Here is a 15,324-nt window from a genome sequence, read left to right as displayed (position 1 = left end):
GACTTCTACCTTTCTTAAAGCGACGAATATTTCTTGCGCAGACGCTGACGAATCAGTTCCGCGAGGGTGTTCATGATGAAGGTGAACAACAGCAGCACCAGCGCCGAGAGGAACAGCACCCGGTAGTGGCTGCCGCCGACTTCCGACTCCGGCATTTCCACCGCGACGTTGGCGGCCAGGGTGCGCAGGCCTTCGAACAGGTTCATTTCCATGACCGGGGTGTTGCCGGTGGCCATCAGCACGATCATGGTTTCACCCACCGCACGGCCCATGCCGATCATCAGCGCCGAGAAGATGCCCGGGCTGGCGGTGAGAATCACCACGCGGGTCATGGTCTGCCACGGTGTGGCACCCAACGCCAGGGAGCCGAGGGTCAGGCCACGCGGCACACTGAACACGGCGTCTTCGGCAATGGAGTAGATGTTCGGGATCACCGCAAAGCCCATGGCCAGGCCGACCACCAGTGCGTTGCGCTGGTCGTAGGTGATGCCCAGGTCGTGGGAGATCCACATACGCATGTCGCCGCCGAAGAACCAGTTCTCCATGTACGGGCTCATGTACAGCGAGAGCCAGCCGACGAACATGATCACCGGAATCAGCAGGGCACTTTCCCAGCCGTCAGGGACTTTCAGGCGGATCGATTCAGGCAGGCGGCTGAAGGTGAAACCGGCGACCAGAATGCCGATCGGCAACAACATCAGCAGGCTGAAGATGCCCGGCAGATGCCCTTCCACATAAGGCGCGAGGAACAGACCGGCGAAGAAACCGAGGATCACCGTCGGCATCGCTTCCATCAACTCGATCACCGGCTTTACCTTGCGGCGCATGCCAGGGGCCATGAAGTACGCTGTGTAGATCGCAGCGGCGACAGCCAGGGGCGCGGCCAGCAACATGGCATAGAACGCAGCTTTCAGGGTGCCGAAGGTCAGCGGCGACAGGCTCAGTTTCGGTTCGAAGTCGGAGTTGGCAGCGGTCGATTGCCAGACGTATTTAGGCTCGTCGTAGTTCTCGTACCAGACCTTGCCCCACAACGCGCTCCACGACACTTCCGGGTGCGGGTTGTCCAGCAGCAACGGCTGTAGTTTGCCGCCGGCTTCCACGATCACACGGTTGGCTCGAGGCGACAGGCCGAACAGGCCCTGGCCTTCGACCACCTGATCCACCAGCAAGGTGCGGTGCGCGGTACTGTGGAACACGCCAAGCTTGCCGGATGCATCCAGCGCAACGAAGCCCTTGCGACGCTCTTCGGCAGTGATCTCCACGATCGGCGTGGTGCCCATCTGGAAGGTACGGATTTGCTTCAGGCGCTGCTCGCCATCCTGATCGCGAGCCATGAACCACTGGGCCAGGCCACCTTTGGAATCACCGAGGATCAGTGAGATACCACCTACCAGCTGGGTACTGGCGGTAATTTCAGCGTCACCGTTTTCCAGCAGTTTGTAGCGACCGTTGAGGCTCTTGTCGCGCAGGCTGAACACATCGGCCTGGGCACGACCATTGATCACGTACAGCCACTGCTGACGCGGGTCGACGAAGATGTTCTTCACCGGCTCGTTCATCTGCGGCAGGTCAATGCGCTTCTGCTCGTTGGTGATTTCGCCGGTCATCATGTTTTCTTCGCTGGTCAGCGACAGAACATTGAGTTGCGAACCGGTGGAACCGACCAGCATCAGGGTCGAATCGTTGGCATTAAGGCTGACATGTTCCAGCGCACCGCCGGCTTCGTTCAGCGCGATCGGGGTTTCGCCGTAAGGGTATTCGATGGCCGGCGAGATGGTTTTCTTGCCGTCCGGATAGCTGACTTTATACGTGTGACGGAACACCAGGGCCTGACCGTTGGAAAAGCCCACGGCGACCAGCGGGTGACCGGGTTGATCTTCACCAATGGACGTTACGCTGGCGCCCGCAGGAACCGGCAGATCGACGCGCTTGAGTTCAGCGCCACTGTCGATATCGAAGAACAGTGCCTGGCCCTTGTCGGAAACCCGCATGGCGACCTGGTTCTGCTCTTCAAGGGAAAACATCAACGGCTTGCCGGCATCTTGCATCCAGGCAGGCGTGATGGCGTCCTTGGCCGTCAGGCTGGCACCCTGGAACAGGGGCATGACCACGTAGGCAAGGAAGAAGAAAATCAGCGTGATCGCCGCCAGAACGGCGAGACCGCCCACGAGGACGTACCAGCGAGTCAGGCGATCCTTGAGCGCGCGAATGCGGCGCTTGCGTTGTAGCTCAGGCGTATTGAAATCAATTCGCTTGGGGGGATTTGTAGTCATTGTGGAATTGGCCAGATCATTCATTCGCACACCCTAGCGATCCTGTATGACAGAAAGATGACAGTGCAGTGACGCAACAAATCCGCCGCCAGCGGGTACTGGCAGCGGACAGAGAATTTGGGGGCCGGCGCACCGGCATTTGTAGGAGCGAAGCTTGCTCGCGAAGGCGTCAGTACATTCAACATCAATGGTGACTGAACCACCGCTTTCGCGAGCAAGCTTCGCTCCTACAGGTCCGGGGTGAACCCCGGACCTAGGGTTTTACTTTTTTGCGACGTTGTTACCTTCTTGCAGACCCAGGTCAGCCAGTGCTTTTGCAGCAACCTTGGCTGGCAGTGGGATGTAGCCGTCTTTCACTACAACTTCCTGACCCTGTTTGGACAGAATCAGTTTCACGAACTCGGCTTCCAGCGGGGCCAGAGGCTTGTTCGGGGCCTTGTTGACGTAAACGTACAGGAAGCGCGACAGCGGGTACTTGCCGTTCAGGGCGTTTTCTTCGGTGTCTTCGATGAAGTCAGTGCCGCCTTTCTTGGCCAAGGCCAAGGTCTTCACGCTAGCGGTCTTGTAGCCGATGCCCGAGTAACCGACGCCGTTCAACGAGGAGCTGATCGACTGCACGACCGAAGCCGAACCTGGTTGTTCGTTGACGTTTGGCTTGTAGTCGCCTTTGCACAGGGCTTCTTCCTTGAAGTAGCCGTAGGTGCCGGATACCGAGTTACGACCGAACAGTTGCACCGGCTTGTTGGCCAGGTCACCGGTCACACCCAGGTCGCCCCAGGTTTTCACGTCGGTTTTAGCGCCGCACAGACGAGTGGACGAGAAGATCGCGTCGACTTGTTCCATGGTCAGGTGCTGGATCGGGTTGTCTTTGTGTACGAATACAGCTAGGGCGTCCACTGCAACCGGGATAGCGGTTGGCTTGTAGCCGTATTTGGTTTCGAAGGCTTGCAGCTCAGTGTCCTTCATCTTGCGGCTCATCGGGCCCAGGTTAGCGGTGCCCTCAGTCAGCGCGGGTGGCGCGGTAGACGAACCGGCAGCCTGAATCTGGATGTTGACGTTCGGGTATTCTTTTTTGTAGTTCTCAGCCCACAGGGTCATAAGGTTGGCCAGGGTATCGGAGCCGACGCTGGACAGGTTGCCCGACACACCAGTGATCTTGGTGTAGCTCGGGATAGCAGGGTCAACAGCGGCAACCGCGTTGGCAGTCGCAACGCCAGCAGCGACAAAAGTCATTGCCGCCATCAAACGCTTCAGTTTCATGCCTTACTCCTAGCAGATAGGGTGTGTTAAGTCGGGGCCAAGTATCAGCAGGCCGTGTGAACACTCTATGGCTGAAATATGACAATTGGATGAAAGGCCAGTATTTGATGTTTTGACGGGATACCGCGTTATCGTTCTTCGCGAGCAGGCTCGCGAAGGCGACAGTGCAGTTAATGTAAAGGGTCGGATTAGCGCCCTTTCTTCCAGAGATACGCACCCACCAGAATCCCCACCCCACACAGCACCGCCACGTAATACGCCGGCCCCATCGGGCTTTCCTTGAGCAGCAGGCTGACGATCATCGGCGTCAGGCCACCGAAAATCGCGTAGGCAACGTTGTAGGAAAACGACAGGCCGCTGAAGCGCACCACCGGCGGGAAGGCCTTGACCATCACATACGGCACCGCACCGATGGTGCCCACCAGCAGGCCGGTCACGGCGTACATCGGGAACAGCCAGTCCGGGTGGTCAGCCAGGTTGTGATAGAAGGTCCAGGAGCTGGCCAGCAACGCGGTACAACCGATCACGAAGACTCGCCCCGCACCAAAGCGATCCGCCAGGGCACCGGAAATGATGCAGCCAAAGCTCAGTAGCACAATCGCCACGCTGTTGGATTGCAGGGCCGTGGTTGGCGAGAAATGGTAGACCGTCTGCAACACGGTCGGGGTCATCAGGATCAGTACCACAATGGCAGCGGACAGCAGCCAGGTCAGCAGCATGGAAATGGCGATAGCACCACGATGGTCACGCAGCACCGCACGCAGCGGCACTTCTTCGGCCAGGGCCTTGCGCAGTTGCAGTTCGGCGAACACTGGGGTTTCGTGCAGCCAGCGGCGCAGGTACACCGAGAACAGGCCGAACACACCGCCCAGCAGGAACGGGATCCGCCAGGCGTAATCCGAGACTTCCGCCGGGGTATAAACGCTGTTGATCGCCGTGGCCACCAGTGAACCCAGCAAGATACCCGCCGTCAGGCCGCTGGTCAGGGTGCCGCAGGCATAACCGATATGGCGTTGCGGCACGTGTTCGGAAACGAAGACCCAGGCGCCGGGCACTTCACCGCCGATCGCAGCGCCCTGGATCACCCGCATCAGCAGCAACAGGATCGGCGCCCACATGCCGATCTGCGCATAGGTCGGCAGCAGCCCCATGATCAGGGTCGGCACCGCCATCATGAAAATGCTCAGGGTGAACATCTTCTTGCGCCCCAGCAGGTCGCCGAAGTGCGCCATCACGATGCCCCCCAGCGGCCGCGCCAGGTAACCGGCGGCGAAGATGCCGAAGGTCTGCATCAGGCGCAGCCACTCGGGCATGTCCGCCGGGAAGAACAGCTTGCCCACCACCGTGGCGAAGAACACGAAGATGATGAAGTCGTAAAACTCCAGCGCGCCACCCAGGGCCGACAGCGAAAGTGTCTTGTAGTCGCTACGGGTCAATGGACGTGCTGGTTGTGAAGGCTGCGCGATACTCGAGGGCGCTGTGGTCATGGCAAGGGCTTCTCTTATAGTCAGGTCTGCCGCCCCAACAACGCTGGCAAGGGCTTGGGCAGGTCCGGCACGATAGCAAATTGTTCGAAAAAGCACATAGAGGCGCGTATTTGACGGTCAAAATGAGAACCGGACGGTCGTATCGGAGTCTACCGACCGATATACTCGTAACTGTGCAATGGCTTGCAAGGGTTGCTGTGCGAAAACGCCTGTCAGGTTCATAGGCGATTTCGCAGAGTTTCCCTTTAGGCGCCTTATGGAAAACGTGACGAACGTAGTATGTTCGGTGCTGAATCGTTTTTCCTGAAGACGGCTACCACCAGGCATTACCAATGAAGAGTCACGGGTCAGAGGCACCCCCGGCATGATAGAGCTCGAACAAGAAGATCCGATCCCGCAAGGCGACCTGGCCCTGCAAATCACCGCGCTTCCCCGCGAAACCAACGGCTTTGGCGATATTTTCGGCGGCTGGCTGGTGGCGCAGATGGATTTGGCGGGTACCGCGATGGCCAGCAAGGTAGCCGGCGGTCGCGTGGCCACGGTGGCGATCGACCGCATGGCGTTTCTGGTACCGGTGGCGGTGGGCGCCCAGCTCTCCTTCTATACACAGGCACTGGAAATCGGCCGCAGCTCGATCCAGATGATGGTCGAGGTCTGGAGCGACGATCCGCTGTCCAGCGAATGGCGCAAAGTCACCGAAGCGGTGTTCGTATTCGTCGCCATCGATGGCAGCGGCCGCACTCGCTCGGTTCCGCCTCGCGCCCGTTAAAGAGCCTCGTTAAACCCGGCGACCGTTTTACGGTCCATTGCAGTCCTGTTACTGATCGAGAGCTGTCCCATGAGCACGCCCAACGTTGAAGCCGTGAAACTGGATGAACTGAACTGCTGGCGCATCCGCCACGGTCAGGCCGAATTACTGGTGGCCCAGCAAGGCGCGCACATCCTCAGTTATCAATTGGCTGGTGAACCGCCAGTGATCTGGCTCAATGACGAGGCCGTGTTCAAGGCCGGCAAAAGCATCCGCGCCGGTGTGCCGGTGTGCTGGCCGTGGTTCGGCAACTTCTCGCGCAATCCGCAGAGTGTGCAGGCGATGCGCGTCGGTAACGAGCCGCCAAGCGCTCATGGCTTGGTGCGGGCGATGGACTGGGAACTGGGAGGTATCGAAGTCGAGGGCGAAAGCCTGAAGGTCGAATTCCTCCTGCCCTACCCTGAAGGAGGCTTGCCAGGCTGGCCGCATCAGGTGGACTTGAAGCTGAGCATTCGCCTGGACGAACAACTGCACATCAGCCTGACCAGCCACAACCAAGGCGCTGAAACAGTGACCATCAGCCAGGCACTGCACAGCTATTTCGCCGTCAGCGATGTGCGCAACGTGCATGTCGAAGGTGTGGACGGCTTGAACTACATCGAGACGCTGGACAACTGGAAAACCGTCACACAGACCGGTGATCTGCACTTTACCGGCGAAACCGACCGCATCTACCTCGATCCTCCGGCAAAACTGAGTATCGTCGACCCGACCTGGGAACGGCGCATCGAGCTGACCAGTACCGGTTCGCGCTCAGCGGTGATCTGGAACCCATGGATCGACCGCGCCGTGGCATTCAGCGACATGGCTGACGATGGCTGGCAGCGCATGCTGTGCATCGAGACAGCGAATGTGATGGCGGATGTGGTGGCGCTGGCGCCGGGAGCCAGCCATACCCTGGGCGTGAGCATCGCCAGCAAATCTCTATAAGCAGCACCAAAAACCAATGTGGGAGCAAGCTCGCTCCCACAGTTTGAATGTCTACAGGTCTGATTCCTGCACCACCCGCACCTTCGCCGCATCCAGCGCATAGGCCGCGTCCGCCAGGTCGTTGCTGACCTTCTCGATCTTCAGCGTCCCCGTGACCCACAACGGCGTGTAGATATCATTGAGCTTCAAGCCCTTGGGATAACGCACCAGCACCAGTTGATTGGGCGGTGGCGGCGGCACGTGGATGCAGGCGCCTGGATAAGGCACGAGGAAGAACAACGTGCTGTGCCCCTTTGCATCGGTTTCCAGCGGCACCGGATAACCGCCCAGGCGAATGTTCTTGTCGTTCATCGATGGCACGGTTTTGGTCGAATACATCACCGCCGGCAGGCCTTTGCTCTGCTTCATGCCGCCCTTTTCAGTAAAGGTGCCATTGGCTTCGGGGGAGCTGTGGTCGATTTCGGGCATAGCCTCGAGGGCTTTCTGGTCCGACTTGGGCATCAGTTCGAGCCAATCGGTTTCCGGCAATTCACCGGCGTGGGCAAGGCCCGTGCCCAGGAAAAGAAGAGTCAACAAAAGACGGCGCATGGAAGTGCTCGGTAAAGGAAAGGACGTAAAACGCCGAGCATTCTAGCCCTCCCCGCACGATTGTCAGAGAGGGCCTTGTCGCGTGAATCAGTTCTTTTTGATCAGGCCGTAGATCACCAGCAATACCACGGCGCCGACCAGCGCACCGATGAAACCGGCACCTTGACCGGCCTGGTAAATGCCCAGGGCCTGGCCGCCGTAAGTGGCCGCCAACGAACCGCCGATACCGAGCAGGATGGTCATGATCCAGCCCATGTTGTCATCGCCCGGTTTCAGGAACCGCGCCAGCAGGCCGACAATCAAGCCGATAAAGATGGCTCCGATAATTCCCATGGCATTTCCCTCTGATTTGGTTGGTTATAGCCTAGTCAGACTTTGGCATCCTGCCATGAGAGAACGGCGGTTACGCAATGGTTCCGCCGCTGCCACATGAAACTGTTTTACTCGGCGATGAGCGCTTCGACCTTGAGGATCTGCGCGGCCAGCGTCTCGCGGTCTGCACAACGCAGGTTGGCGTGACCGACCTTGCGACCGATTTTGAACGCCTTGCCGTAGTGGTGCAGATGGCAATCGGCGATGGCCAGGACTTTCTCGGTCTCCGGCACTTTGCCGATGAAGTTGACCATTGCGCTTTCGCCGACCTTGGCGGTCGAACCCAGCGGCAGACCAGCCACCGCCCGCAGGTGGTTTTCGAACTGGCTGCACTCGGTGCCTTCGGTGGTCCAGTGCCCGGAGTTGTGTACTCGCGGGGCGATTTCGTTGGCCTTGAGGCCACCGTCGACTTCGAAGAACTCGAATGCCATTACGCCGACATAGTCCAGCTGCTTGAGTACGCGACTGGAGTAGTCTTCGGCCAGGGCTTGCAGCGGATGGTCGGTACTGGCCACGGACAGCTTGAGAATGCCGCTATCGTGGGTGTTGTGCACCAGCGGGTAGAACTTCGTTTCACCATCGCGAGCGCGCACGGCGATCAGCGAGACTTCGCCGGTGAACGGCACGAAGCCTTCCAGCAGGCACGCCACGCTGCCCAGCTCGGCGAACGTGCCAACCACGTCTTCAGCGGTGCGCAGTACTTTCTGGCCCTTGCCGTCGTAACCCAGGGTACGGGTCTTGAGTACGGCCGGCAGACCGATGGAAGCCACGGCGGCGTCCAGGTCAGCCTGGGACTGAATGTCGGCGAACGCCGGGGTCGGAATCCCCAGGTCCTTGAACATGCTCTTTTCGAACCAGCGATCGCGGGCGATACGCAGGGCTTCGGCGCTCGGGTAGACCGGAACGAATTGCGAGAGGAACGCTACGGTTTCCGCCGGAACGCTCTCGAATTCGAAAGTCACCAGATCGACTTCATCGGCCAGCTGACGCAGGTGATCCTGATCGCCGTAATCGGCACGCAGGTGTTCGCCCAGTGCAGCGGCGCAAGCGTCTGGCGCCGGGTCCAGGAAAGCGAAGTTCATGCCCAGCGGAGTGCCCGCCAGCGCCAACATGCGACCCAACTGGCCGCCACCGATTACACCGATCTTCATCGTCAACAACCTCAGGCGATGCGTGGGTCTGGATTTTCCAGGACGCTGTCTGTCTGTTCAGCACGGAAGGTTTTCAGCACCTTGTGGAACTGCGGGTGCTTGGCGCCAAGGATACTCGCCGACAGCAGCGCTGCGTTGATCGCGCCGGCCTTACCGATGGCCAGGGTGGCGACCGGAATGCCGGCCGGCATCTGCACGATGGAGAGCAGCGAATCGACGCCCGAGAGCATCGCCGACTGTACCGGCACGCCCAGTACCGGCAGGTGGGTCTTGGCCGCACACATGCCCGGCAAGTGGGCCGCGCCACCGGCACCGGCGATGATCACCTCGATGCCACGCGCCTCGGCCTCTTCAGCGTACTGGAACAGCAGGTCCGGGGTGCGGTGGGCAGAAACCACTTTCACCTCGTAAGGGATGCCGAGCTTTTCCAGCATATCGGCGGTGTGGCTAAGGGTGGACCAATCGGACTTGGAGCCCATGATCACGCCAACCAGTGCACTCATCGTCGTGCCTCTTCTCTCTGGGCGCCCGCAGGCGCGTCAAAAAACAACAAGCCACGCAATGTGCGTGGCTTGAATGTACGAATTATGGCCGGTCGTAACCGGCCGAAGGCCGCGCAGTATACCGCAATACGGCAGATAAACAGCCCCCGTCGCGACCATCTGTCATACGGCGCAAAGCACCGGTTTTATTGACCCGAAGGTCAGCACCGGCTAACCGTAAATCCTTGTGGGAGCTGGCTTGCCTGCGATGGCGTCGGCACAGCCAACATTGATGATGACTGGCCGACCGCTATCGCTGGCAAGCCAGCTCCCACAGGATAAATTATTCACTTCAGGAACCGGTCGTGCCATGCGCAGCCCCACCCTCAAGCTTGCGCCACAATAACCGCACGTTGGCTTTACGCACCAACGCGCACCGGTACAGACGAATCTCCAGCGGCACATGCCATTGCGGACCGCCGCATACCACCAGTTCACCGCGAGTCAGTTCGGCGCGCACGCTGAGCTGCGGCACCCAGGCAATGCCGAGGCCTTCCAGGGCCATGCTCTTGAGGCTATCAGCCATGGCGGTTTCGTAGATGGTGGTGAAGCGCAGCGCCCGTTGGCGCAGCAGCACATTGACCGAGCGCCCGAGAAACGCGCCAGCGCTATAGGCCAGCAACGGCACGCTGGCCTCGCCTTCCAGATCGAATAGCGGTTTGCCGTTGGCGTCCGCCGCGCACACCGGCAGCATTTCGGTCTGGCCAAGGTGCAGTGACGGGAAGATTTCCGGGTCCATCTGCATCGCCGCATCCGGGTCGTAGAACGCCAGCATCAGGTCGCACCCCCCTTCACGCAGCGCATGCACCGCGTCGCCGACGTTGGTCGCCACCAACCGGGTGGCGATATTCAGGCCTTCGTTTCGCAATTGCGCGATCCAGCGCGGAAAGAAGCCCAGCGCCAACGAGTGCGCAGCGGCGACTTGCATCACTTCGCCCTGCCCGCCTTCCAGATGATGAAGATGACGCAGCACTTCGCCCAGCTGTTCGACTACGGTTCGCGCGGTGACCAGAAACAACTGCCCCGCAGCCGTCAGCTCGACGGGTGTGCGCGAGCGGTTGACCAGCGTCAGCCCCAGCGCGGCTTCGAGGCTGCGGATCCGCCGACTGAAGGCCGGCTGGGTCACGAAGCGCCGTTCCGCCGCCTGGGAGAAGCTGCGGGTGGCGGCCAGGGCACTGAAGTCCTCCAGCCATTTACTTTCCAGATTCATCACGCCCTCCCGGACACGCACCAATTTAGGTCACACGCTCGCCGCGAACGCGGCGTCACATAGGCATTATGCCGAATATGCATAGGGCAGTGTTTAACAGCATTGGCCCAAAATTCTCCACAAGCCTAGCATTTGCAGTGTTCCGGCACAGACCGGGTCCATATCGAGATGATTTCTATCATGTCCTCCGCTGCATCATTCCGCACAGAAAAAGACCTGCTTGGCGTACTCGAAGTACCGGCTCAAGCGTATTACGGCATCCAGACCCTGCGAGCGGTGAATAACTTCCGTCTCTCCGGCGTTCCGATTTCGCATTACCCGAAGCTGGTAGTCGGCCTGGCGATGGTCAAACAAGCCGCCGCTGACGCCAACCGCGAGCTGGGTCACCTGAGCGAAGCCAAGCACGCTGCCATCAGCGAAGCCTGTGCCCGTCTGATCCGCGGTGATTTCCACGAAGAGTTCGTGGTGGACATGATTCAAGGCGGCGCTGGCACTTCGACCAACATGAATGCCAACGAAGTCATCGCCAACATCGCGCTGGAGGCCATGGGTCACCAGAAGGGCGAGTACCAATACCTGCACCCGAACAACGACGTGAACATGGCGCAGTCGACCAACGACGCCTACCCGACCGCGATCCGTCTGGGTCTGCTGCTGGGTCACGACGCGCTGCTGGCCAGCCTCGACAGCCTGATCCAGTCGTTCGCCGCCAAAGGTGAAGAATTCGCACACGTTCTGAAAATGGGTCGTACCCAACTGCAAGACGCCGTGCCGATGACCCTCGGCCAGGAGTTCCGCGCTTTCGCCACGACCTTGGGCGAAGACCTGGCCCGTCTGAAGACGCTGGCTCCGGAATTGCTGACCGAAGTGAACCTGGGCGGTACGGCGATTGGCACCGGCATCAACGCCGACCCTCGTTACCAGCACCTGGCCGTCCAGCGTCTGGCCCTGATCAGCGGTCAACCACTGGTTCCAGCCGCCGACCTGATCGAAGCCACCTCCGACATGGGCGCCTTCGTGCTGTTCTCCGGCATGCTCAAGCGTACCGCGGTCAAGCTGTCGAAGATCTGCAACGACCTGCGCCTGCTGTCCAGCGGCCCACGTACCGGCATCAACGAAATCAACCTGCCGGCGCGTCAGCCAGGCAGCTCGATCATGCCAGGCAAGGTCAACCCGGTGATCCCGGAAGCCGTGAACCAGGTTGCGTTCCAGGTCATCGGCAACGACCTGGCCCTGACCATGGCGGCCGAAGGCGGCCAACTACAACTGAACGTGATGGAGCCGCTGATCGCCTTCAAGATCCTCGATTCGATCCGCCTGCTGCAACGCGCCATGGACATGCTGCGCGAGCACTGCATCACCGGCATCACCGCCAACGAAGAGCGCTGCCGTGAACTGGTCGAGCACTCGATCGGTCTGGTCACCGCGCTGAACCCGTACATCGGCTATGAAAACGCCACCCGCATCGCCCGTATCGCCCTTGAAAGCGGCCGCGGCGTGCTGGAACTGGTGCGCGAAGAAGGTTTGCTCGACGACGCCATGCTCGCCGACATCCTGCGCCCGGAAAACATGATTGCTCCGCGCCTGGTTCCGCTTAAAGCCTGATCCTGCGCGATATTTGTAGCACCGCTCACCAGGTCGAGGGACTAGACACCTCTCACCTTTTGAGGGCTTGGAGATCACTCTCCAGGCCCTTTTTTTTTAACTTTTTATAGGTAAACACAGACCCTGTGGGAGCGAGCCGGCTCCGGGCGGCGTTCCGACGAAGAGACCATCACCTCCAACATCGATGCTGTCATTTACACCGATTTCGCGAGCAGGCTCGCTCCCACAGACAAGCATCGGTATAGTGCCGCCCCTCTTCGCGTGAGCGGTCGTCGGTAGCGAGGCCACAACCCATGCGAAACCCGAACTAATAACAAACCCGCGATATGAAACCGGGACGAACATCGACCCGCCTGTTGTGCCGCGCGCCAACGGGTGTAACACGATGTGTCTGCCCGGCCAGCATTTGCCTACACAAAAAACAGCGAGGAATAATCCATGCTCGAAGTCATTAACGACTTCCTCTCAGGGAAAGTACTGATCGTGCTCATTGTCGGGCTCGGTAGCTACTTCACGATCCGCTCGCGTTTCGTTCAACTGCGCCACTTCTTCCACATGTTCGCGGTGTTCCGCGACAGCCTGCGCAGCAGCGCCGGTCAACTCAGTTCGTTCCAGGCCCTGATGCTCAGCCTCGCCGGCCGCGTCGGCGCAGGCAACATCGCCGGTGTCGGCATCGCCGTGACCCTTGGCGGGCCCGGTGCGGTGTTCTGGATGTGGGTGACCGCGCTGGTCGGCATGTCCAGCAGCTTCTTCGAATGTTCCCTCGGCCAGCTCTACAAGCGCTGCGATTCCGAAGGTCAGTTCCGTGGCGGCCCGTCCTACTACATCCAGCACGGCCTGCAAAAACGCTGGCTGGGGATGATCATGGCGTTCCTGCTGTTGATCACCTTCGGTTTCGCCTTCAACGGCCTGCAATCCCATGCCGTGACCCACTCGCTGAACAATGCCTTCGGCCTCGACACGACTTACACCGGTATCGCTCTGGCGGTGCTGCTGGGCCTGGTGTTCATCGGCGGGATCAAACGTATCGCCAAGGTCGCCGACCTGCTGGTGCCGGTGAAAACCCTGGTGTACATCGGCGTGACCCTCTACGTGATCGTGCTGCAGTTCGATCAGGTGCCGGGCATGTTGATGACCATCGTCAAAAGCGCCTTCGGTCTCGACCAGGCCTTCGGCGGGTTGATCGGCAGCGCGATTATCATGGGCGTGAAGCGTGGCGTGTTTGCCAACGAAGCGGGCCTGGGCAGTGCGCCGAACGTCGCCGCTGTCGCGTCAGTCGAACACCCGGTGGCGCAAGGCGTGGTCCAGGCATTCAGCGTATTCCTGGACACTTTCGTGATCTGCACCTGCACCGCGCTGCTGATTCTGCTTTCGGGCTTCTACACCCCCGGTTTCGAAGGCGACGGCATTGCCCTGACCCAGAACTCCCTGGCCGCCGTGGTCGGTGACTGGGGCCGAAGTTTCATCTCCGTGGCTCTGGCGTTGTTCGTGTTCACGTCGATCCTCTATAACTACTACCTGGGCGAGAGCAACCTGCGCTTTTTGATCGGTGAAAACCGCAAGGCGCTGATCGGCTACCGCGCGCTGGTACTGCTGCTGATTTTCTGGGGCGCCATCGAAAACCTCGGCACCGTTTTCGCCTTTGCCGACATCACCATGACCCTGCTCGCGTTCGTGAATCTGATCGCGTTGTTCCTGCTGTTCAAGGTTGGTATGCGAATCCTGCGTGACTACGATGATCAACGCGCTGCCGGCATCGAAACGCCCGTCTTCGATTCGAGCAAGTTCCCGGATCTGGACCTGGATCTCAAAGCCTGGCCGGCCAACCCACCGGCAGCCACCAAGGCTGAAGCTCAGCCGCAAGGTGTACCCGCGGCGCAACGCTGATCGGTTAAAGTGCGCAAAATCCCACGTGGGAGCGAGCCTGCTCGCGAAGAGGGAGTGTCAGACTGCAATGATGCCGGCTGATACACCGCATTCGCGAGCAGGCTTGCTCCCACAAGGGAAGTCATCGTTTTCGGAGAGCCTCCATGAATTCCTCGACTTACCCCGCCGCGCAAAACGTCATGGTGCTCTACACCGGCGGCACCATCGGCATGCAAGCCAGCGCCAATGGCCTGGCCCCGGCATCCGGTTTCGAAGCGCGGATGCGCGACTACCTGCACAGCCAGCCTGAACGGGTGGTGCCGCAGTGGCGCTTTCGCGAGATGTCGCCGCTGATCGACAGCGCCAACATGACCCCATCGTACTGGCAGCAACTGCGTGAAGCGGTGGTCGACGCCGTGGACGTTCAGGGCTGTGACAGCGTGCTGATCCTGCACGGCACCGACACCCTGGCCTACAGCGCAGCAGCCATGAGCTTTCAACTGCTGGGCATGCACGCCCGTGTCTGCTTCACCGGCTCGATGCTGCCGGCCGGCGTCACTGACAGCGATGCCTGGGAAAACCTCGGCGGTGCGTTGGTTGCCCTTGGCCAAGGTCTGGCCCCGGGTGTGCATTTGTATTTCCACGGCGAACTGCTGGACCCGACCCGCTGCGCGAAGGTGCGCAGTTTCGGTCGACATCCGTTCAAGCGCCTGGAGCGTCAGGGCGGTGGCGTGAAGGCCACTTCACTGCCCGCAGCGTTGAACTACAACCAGCGTAGACAACTGGCGAATATCGCGGTGCTGCCGTTGTTTCCCGGCATCAGTGCCAAGATCCTGGATGGCCTGCTTGATAGCGGCATTCAAGGTCTGGTGCTGGAGTGCTACGGCAGCGGTACCGGGCCGAGCGACAACCCCGAATTTCTCGCCAGCCTGGAACGGGCGCGGGACAAGGGCGTGGTTGTGGTTGCCGTGACTCAATGCCACGAGGGCGGCGTCGAGCTGGATGTGTATGAGGCTGGCAGCCGGTTGCGCGGCGCCGGTGTGCTTTCCGGCGGTGGCATGACCCGTGAGGCTGCATTCGGCAAGTTGCATGCGCTGTCAGGTGCCAGCCTCGATAGCGCCGAAGTGCGCCGCCTGGTCGAGCTGGATTTGTGCGGTGAACTGAGCTGACGCTACAAATATTGAGGGGTAATTAATTACCACCCTCCCTGGCTGATGGCTCCCTAGCATGGA

Annotated in this window: 13 protein-coding genes; 5 read left to right on the top strand and 8 right to left on the bottom strand. The window is 60.2% G+C overall.

The features are described 5' to 3' along the window. Positions 1-14 precede the first annotated feature (14 nt). From FFS64_RS18550 to FFS64_RS18540, 3 genes are all read right to left on the bottom strand, one after another. Positions 15-2,297, bottom strand: coding sequence for an ABC transporter permease subunit (locus tag FFS64_RS18550; protein WP_137806607.1), 2,283 nt, complete (start codon positions 2,295-2,297; stop codon positions 15-17). Positions 2,298-2,534: 237 nt separating this feature from the next. Continuing rightward, positions 2,535-3,533, bottom strand: coding sequence for a phosphate ABC transporter substrate-binding protein PstS family protein (locus FFS64_RS18545; protein ID WP_137806606.1), 999 nt, complete (start codon positions 3,531-3,533; stop codon positions 2,535-2,537). Positions 3,534-3,721: 188 nt separating this feature from the next. Beyond that, positions 3,722-5,020, bottom strand: a complete 1,299-nt coding sequence (locus FFS64_RS18540; RefSeq protein WP_137806605.1) for an MFS transporter — start codon at positions 5,018-5,020, stop codon at positions 3,722-3,724. Positions 5,021-5,384: 364 nt separating this feature from the next. Here FFS64_RS18540 and FFS64_RS18535 point away from each other — a divergent pair, with 364 nt between their 5' ends. Beyond that, on the top strand, positions 5,385-5,789 hold the full coding sequence (locus tag FFS64_RS18535; protein ID WP_007896491.1) for an acyl-CoA thioesterase: 405 nt from the start codon (positions 5,385-5,387) through the stop codon (positions 5,787-5,789). A 69-nt stretch (positions 5,790-5,858) separates the two neighbouring features. After that, positions 5,859-6,758 carry a D-hexose-6-phosphate mutarotase gene (locus FFS64_RS18530; RefSeq protein ID WP_137806604.1) on the top strand — a complete coding sequence of 300 codons (900 nt, stop codon included), beginning with the start codon at positions 5,859-5,861 and terminating at the stop codon, positions 6,756-6,758. A 51-nt stretch (positions 6,759-6,809) separates the two neighbouring features. Here the strand turns inward: FFS64_RS18530 and FFS64_RS18525 are convergent, their stop codons facing one another. From FFS64_RS18525 to FFS64_RS18505, 5 genes are all read right to left on the bottom strand, one after another. Further along, positions 6,810-7,346, bottom strand: coding sequence for a DUF3299 domain-containing protein (locus FFS64_RS18525; protein WP_137806603.1), 537 nt, complete (start codon positions 7,344-7,346; stop codon positions 6,810-6,812). Between the two features lie 87 nt (positions 7,347-7,433). Beyond that, positions 7,434-7,679 carry a GlsB/YeaQ/YmgE family stress response membrane protein gene (locus tag FFS64_RS18520; RefSeq protein ID WP_137806602.1) on the bottom strand — a complete coding sequence of 82 codons (246 nt, stop codon included), beginning with the start codon at positions 7,677-7,679 and terminating at the stop codon, positions 7,434-7,436. 107 nt (positions 7,680-7,786) lie between these two features. Further along, the gene (locus FFS64_RS18515; RefSeq protein ID WP_137806601.1) at positions 7,787-8,869 is read right to left on the bottom strand and encodes a 5-(carboxyamino)imidazole ribonucleotide synthase; all 1,083 of its coding nucleotides are present in this window, start codon (positions 8,867-8,869) and stop codon (positions 7,787-7,789) included. Between the two features lie 11 nt (positions 8,870-8,880). Beyond that, the gene (purE, locus tag FFS64_RS18510; protein WP_095194600.1) at positions 8,881-9,372 is read right to left on the bottom strand and encodes a 5-(carboxyamino)imidazole ribonucleotide mutase; all 492 of its coding nucleotides are present in this window, start codon (positions 9,370-9,372) and stop codon (positions 8,881-8,883) included. 331 nt (positions 9,373-9,703) lie between these two features. Continuing rightward, a complete protein-coding gene (locus FFS64_RS18505; protein ID WP_137806600.1) occupies positions 9,704-10,621 on the bottom strand; it encodes a LysR substrate-binding domain-containing protein in 918 nt (305 codons plus the stop codon). Positions 10,622-10,801: 180 nt separating this feature from the next. Here FFS64_RS18505 and aspA point away from each other — a divergent pair, with 180 nt between their 5' ends. The 3 genes from aspA to FFS64_RS18490 all read left to right on the top strand — a co-directional run bounded on the left by aspA (position 10,802) and on the right by FFS64_RS18490 (position 15,261). Next, positions 10,802-12,226, top strand: a complete 1,425-nt coding sequence (gene aspA, locus FFS64_RS18500; RefSeq protein WP_137806599.1) for an aspartate ammonia-lyase — start codon at positions 10,802-10,804, stop codon at positions 12,224-12,226. Between the two features lie 438 nt (positions 12,227-12,664). Further along, positions 12,665-14,113, top strand: coding sequence for a sodium:alanine symporter family protein (locus FFS64_RS18495; RefSeq protein ID WP_137806598.1), 1,449 nt, complete (start codon positions 12,665-12,667; stop codon positions 14,111-14,113). A gap of 143 nt (positions 14,114-14,256) precedes the next feature. Further along, positions 14,257-15,261, top strand: coding sequence for an asparaginase (locus FFS64_RS18490; RefSeq protein ID WP_137806597.1), 1,005 nt, complete (start codon positions 14,257-14,259; stop codon positions 15,259-15,261). Positions 15,262-15,324: the final 63 nt, after the last annotated feature.

The organism is Pseudomonas sp. G(2018), from assembly GCF_005502415.1.
In the GTDB taxonomy this organism is placed as follows: Bacteria; Pseudomonadota; Gammaproteobacteria; order Pseudomonadales; family Pseudomonadaceae; genus Aquipseudomonas.
Note: the sequence above shows the minus strand (reverse complement) of the source record. Positions and strands in the feature narration are given on the sequence as shown.

What these genes read in the sequence shown, in the direction of transcription:
- FFS64_RS18540 (WP_137806605.1), bottom strand. Translation starts at nt 5,020, where the DNA reads ATGACCACAGCGCCCTCGAGTATCGCGCAGCCTTCACAACCAGCACGT.
- FFS64_RS18535 (WP_007896491.1), top strand. Translation starts at nt 5,385, where the DNA reads ATGATAGAGCTCGAACAAGAAGATCCGATCCCGCAAGGCGACCTGGCC.
- FFS64_RS18545 (WP_137806606.1), bottom strand. Translation starts at nt 3,533, where the DNA reads ATGAAACTGAAGCGTTTGATGGCGGCAATGACTTTTGTCGCTGCTGGC.
- purE (WP_095194600.1), bottom strand. Translation starts at nt 9,372, where the DNA reads ATGAGTGCACTGGTTGGCGTGATCATGGGCTCCAAGTCCGATTGGTCC.
- FFS64_RS18490 (WP_137806597.1), top strand. Translation starts at nt 14,257, where the DNA reads ATGAATTCCTCGACTTACCCCGCCGCGCAAAACGTCATGGTGCTCTAC.
- FFS64_RS18505 (WP_137806600.1), bottom strand. Translation starts at nt 10,621, where the DNA reads ATGAATCTGGAAAGTAAATGGCTGGAGGACTTCAGTGCCCTGGCCGCC.
- aspA (WP_137806599.1), top strand. Translation starts at nt 10,802, where the DNA reads ATGTCCTCCGCTGCATCATTCCGCACAGAAAAAGACCTGCTTGGCGTA.
- FFS64_RS18550 (WP_137806607.1), bottom strand. Translation starts at nt 2,297, where the DNA reads ATGAATGATCTGGCCAATTCCACAATGACTACAAATCCCCCCAAGCGA.
- FFS64_RS18515 (WP_137806601.1), bottom strand. Translation starts at nt 8,869, where the DNA reads ATGAAGATCGGTGTAATCGGTGGCGGCCAGTTGGGTCGCATGTTGGCG.
- FFS64_RS18530 (WP_137806604.1), top strand. Translation starts at nt 5,859, where the DNA reads ATGAGCACGCCCAACGTTGAAGCCGTGAAACTGGATGAACTGAACTGC.
- FFS64_RS18520 (WP_137806602.1), bottom strand. Translation starts at nt 7,679, where the DNA reads ATGGGAATTATCGGAGCCATCTTTATCGGCTTGATTGTCGGCCTGCTG.
- FFS64_RS18495 (WP_137806598.1), top strand. Translation starts at nt 12,665, where the DNA reads ATGCTCGAAGTCATTAACGACTTCCTCTCAGGGAAAGTACTGATCGTG.
- FFS64_RS18525 (WP_137806603.1), bottom strand. Translation starts at nt 7,346, where the DNA reads ATGCGCCGTCTTTTGTTGACTCTTCTTTTCCTGGGCACGGGCCTTGCC.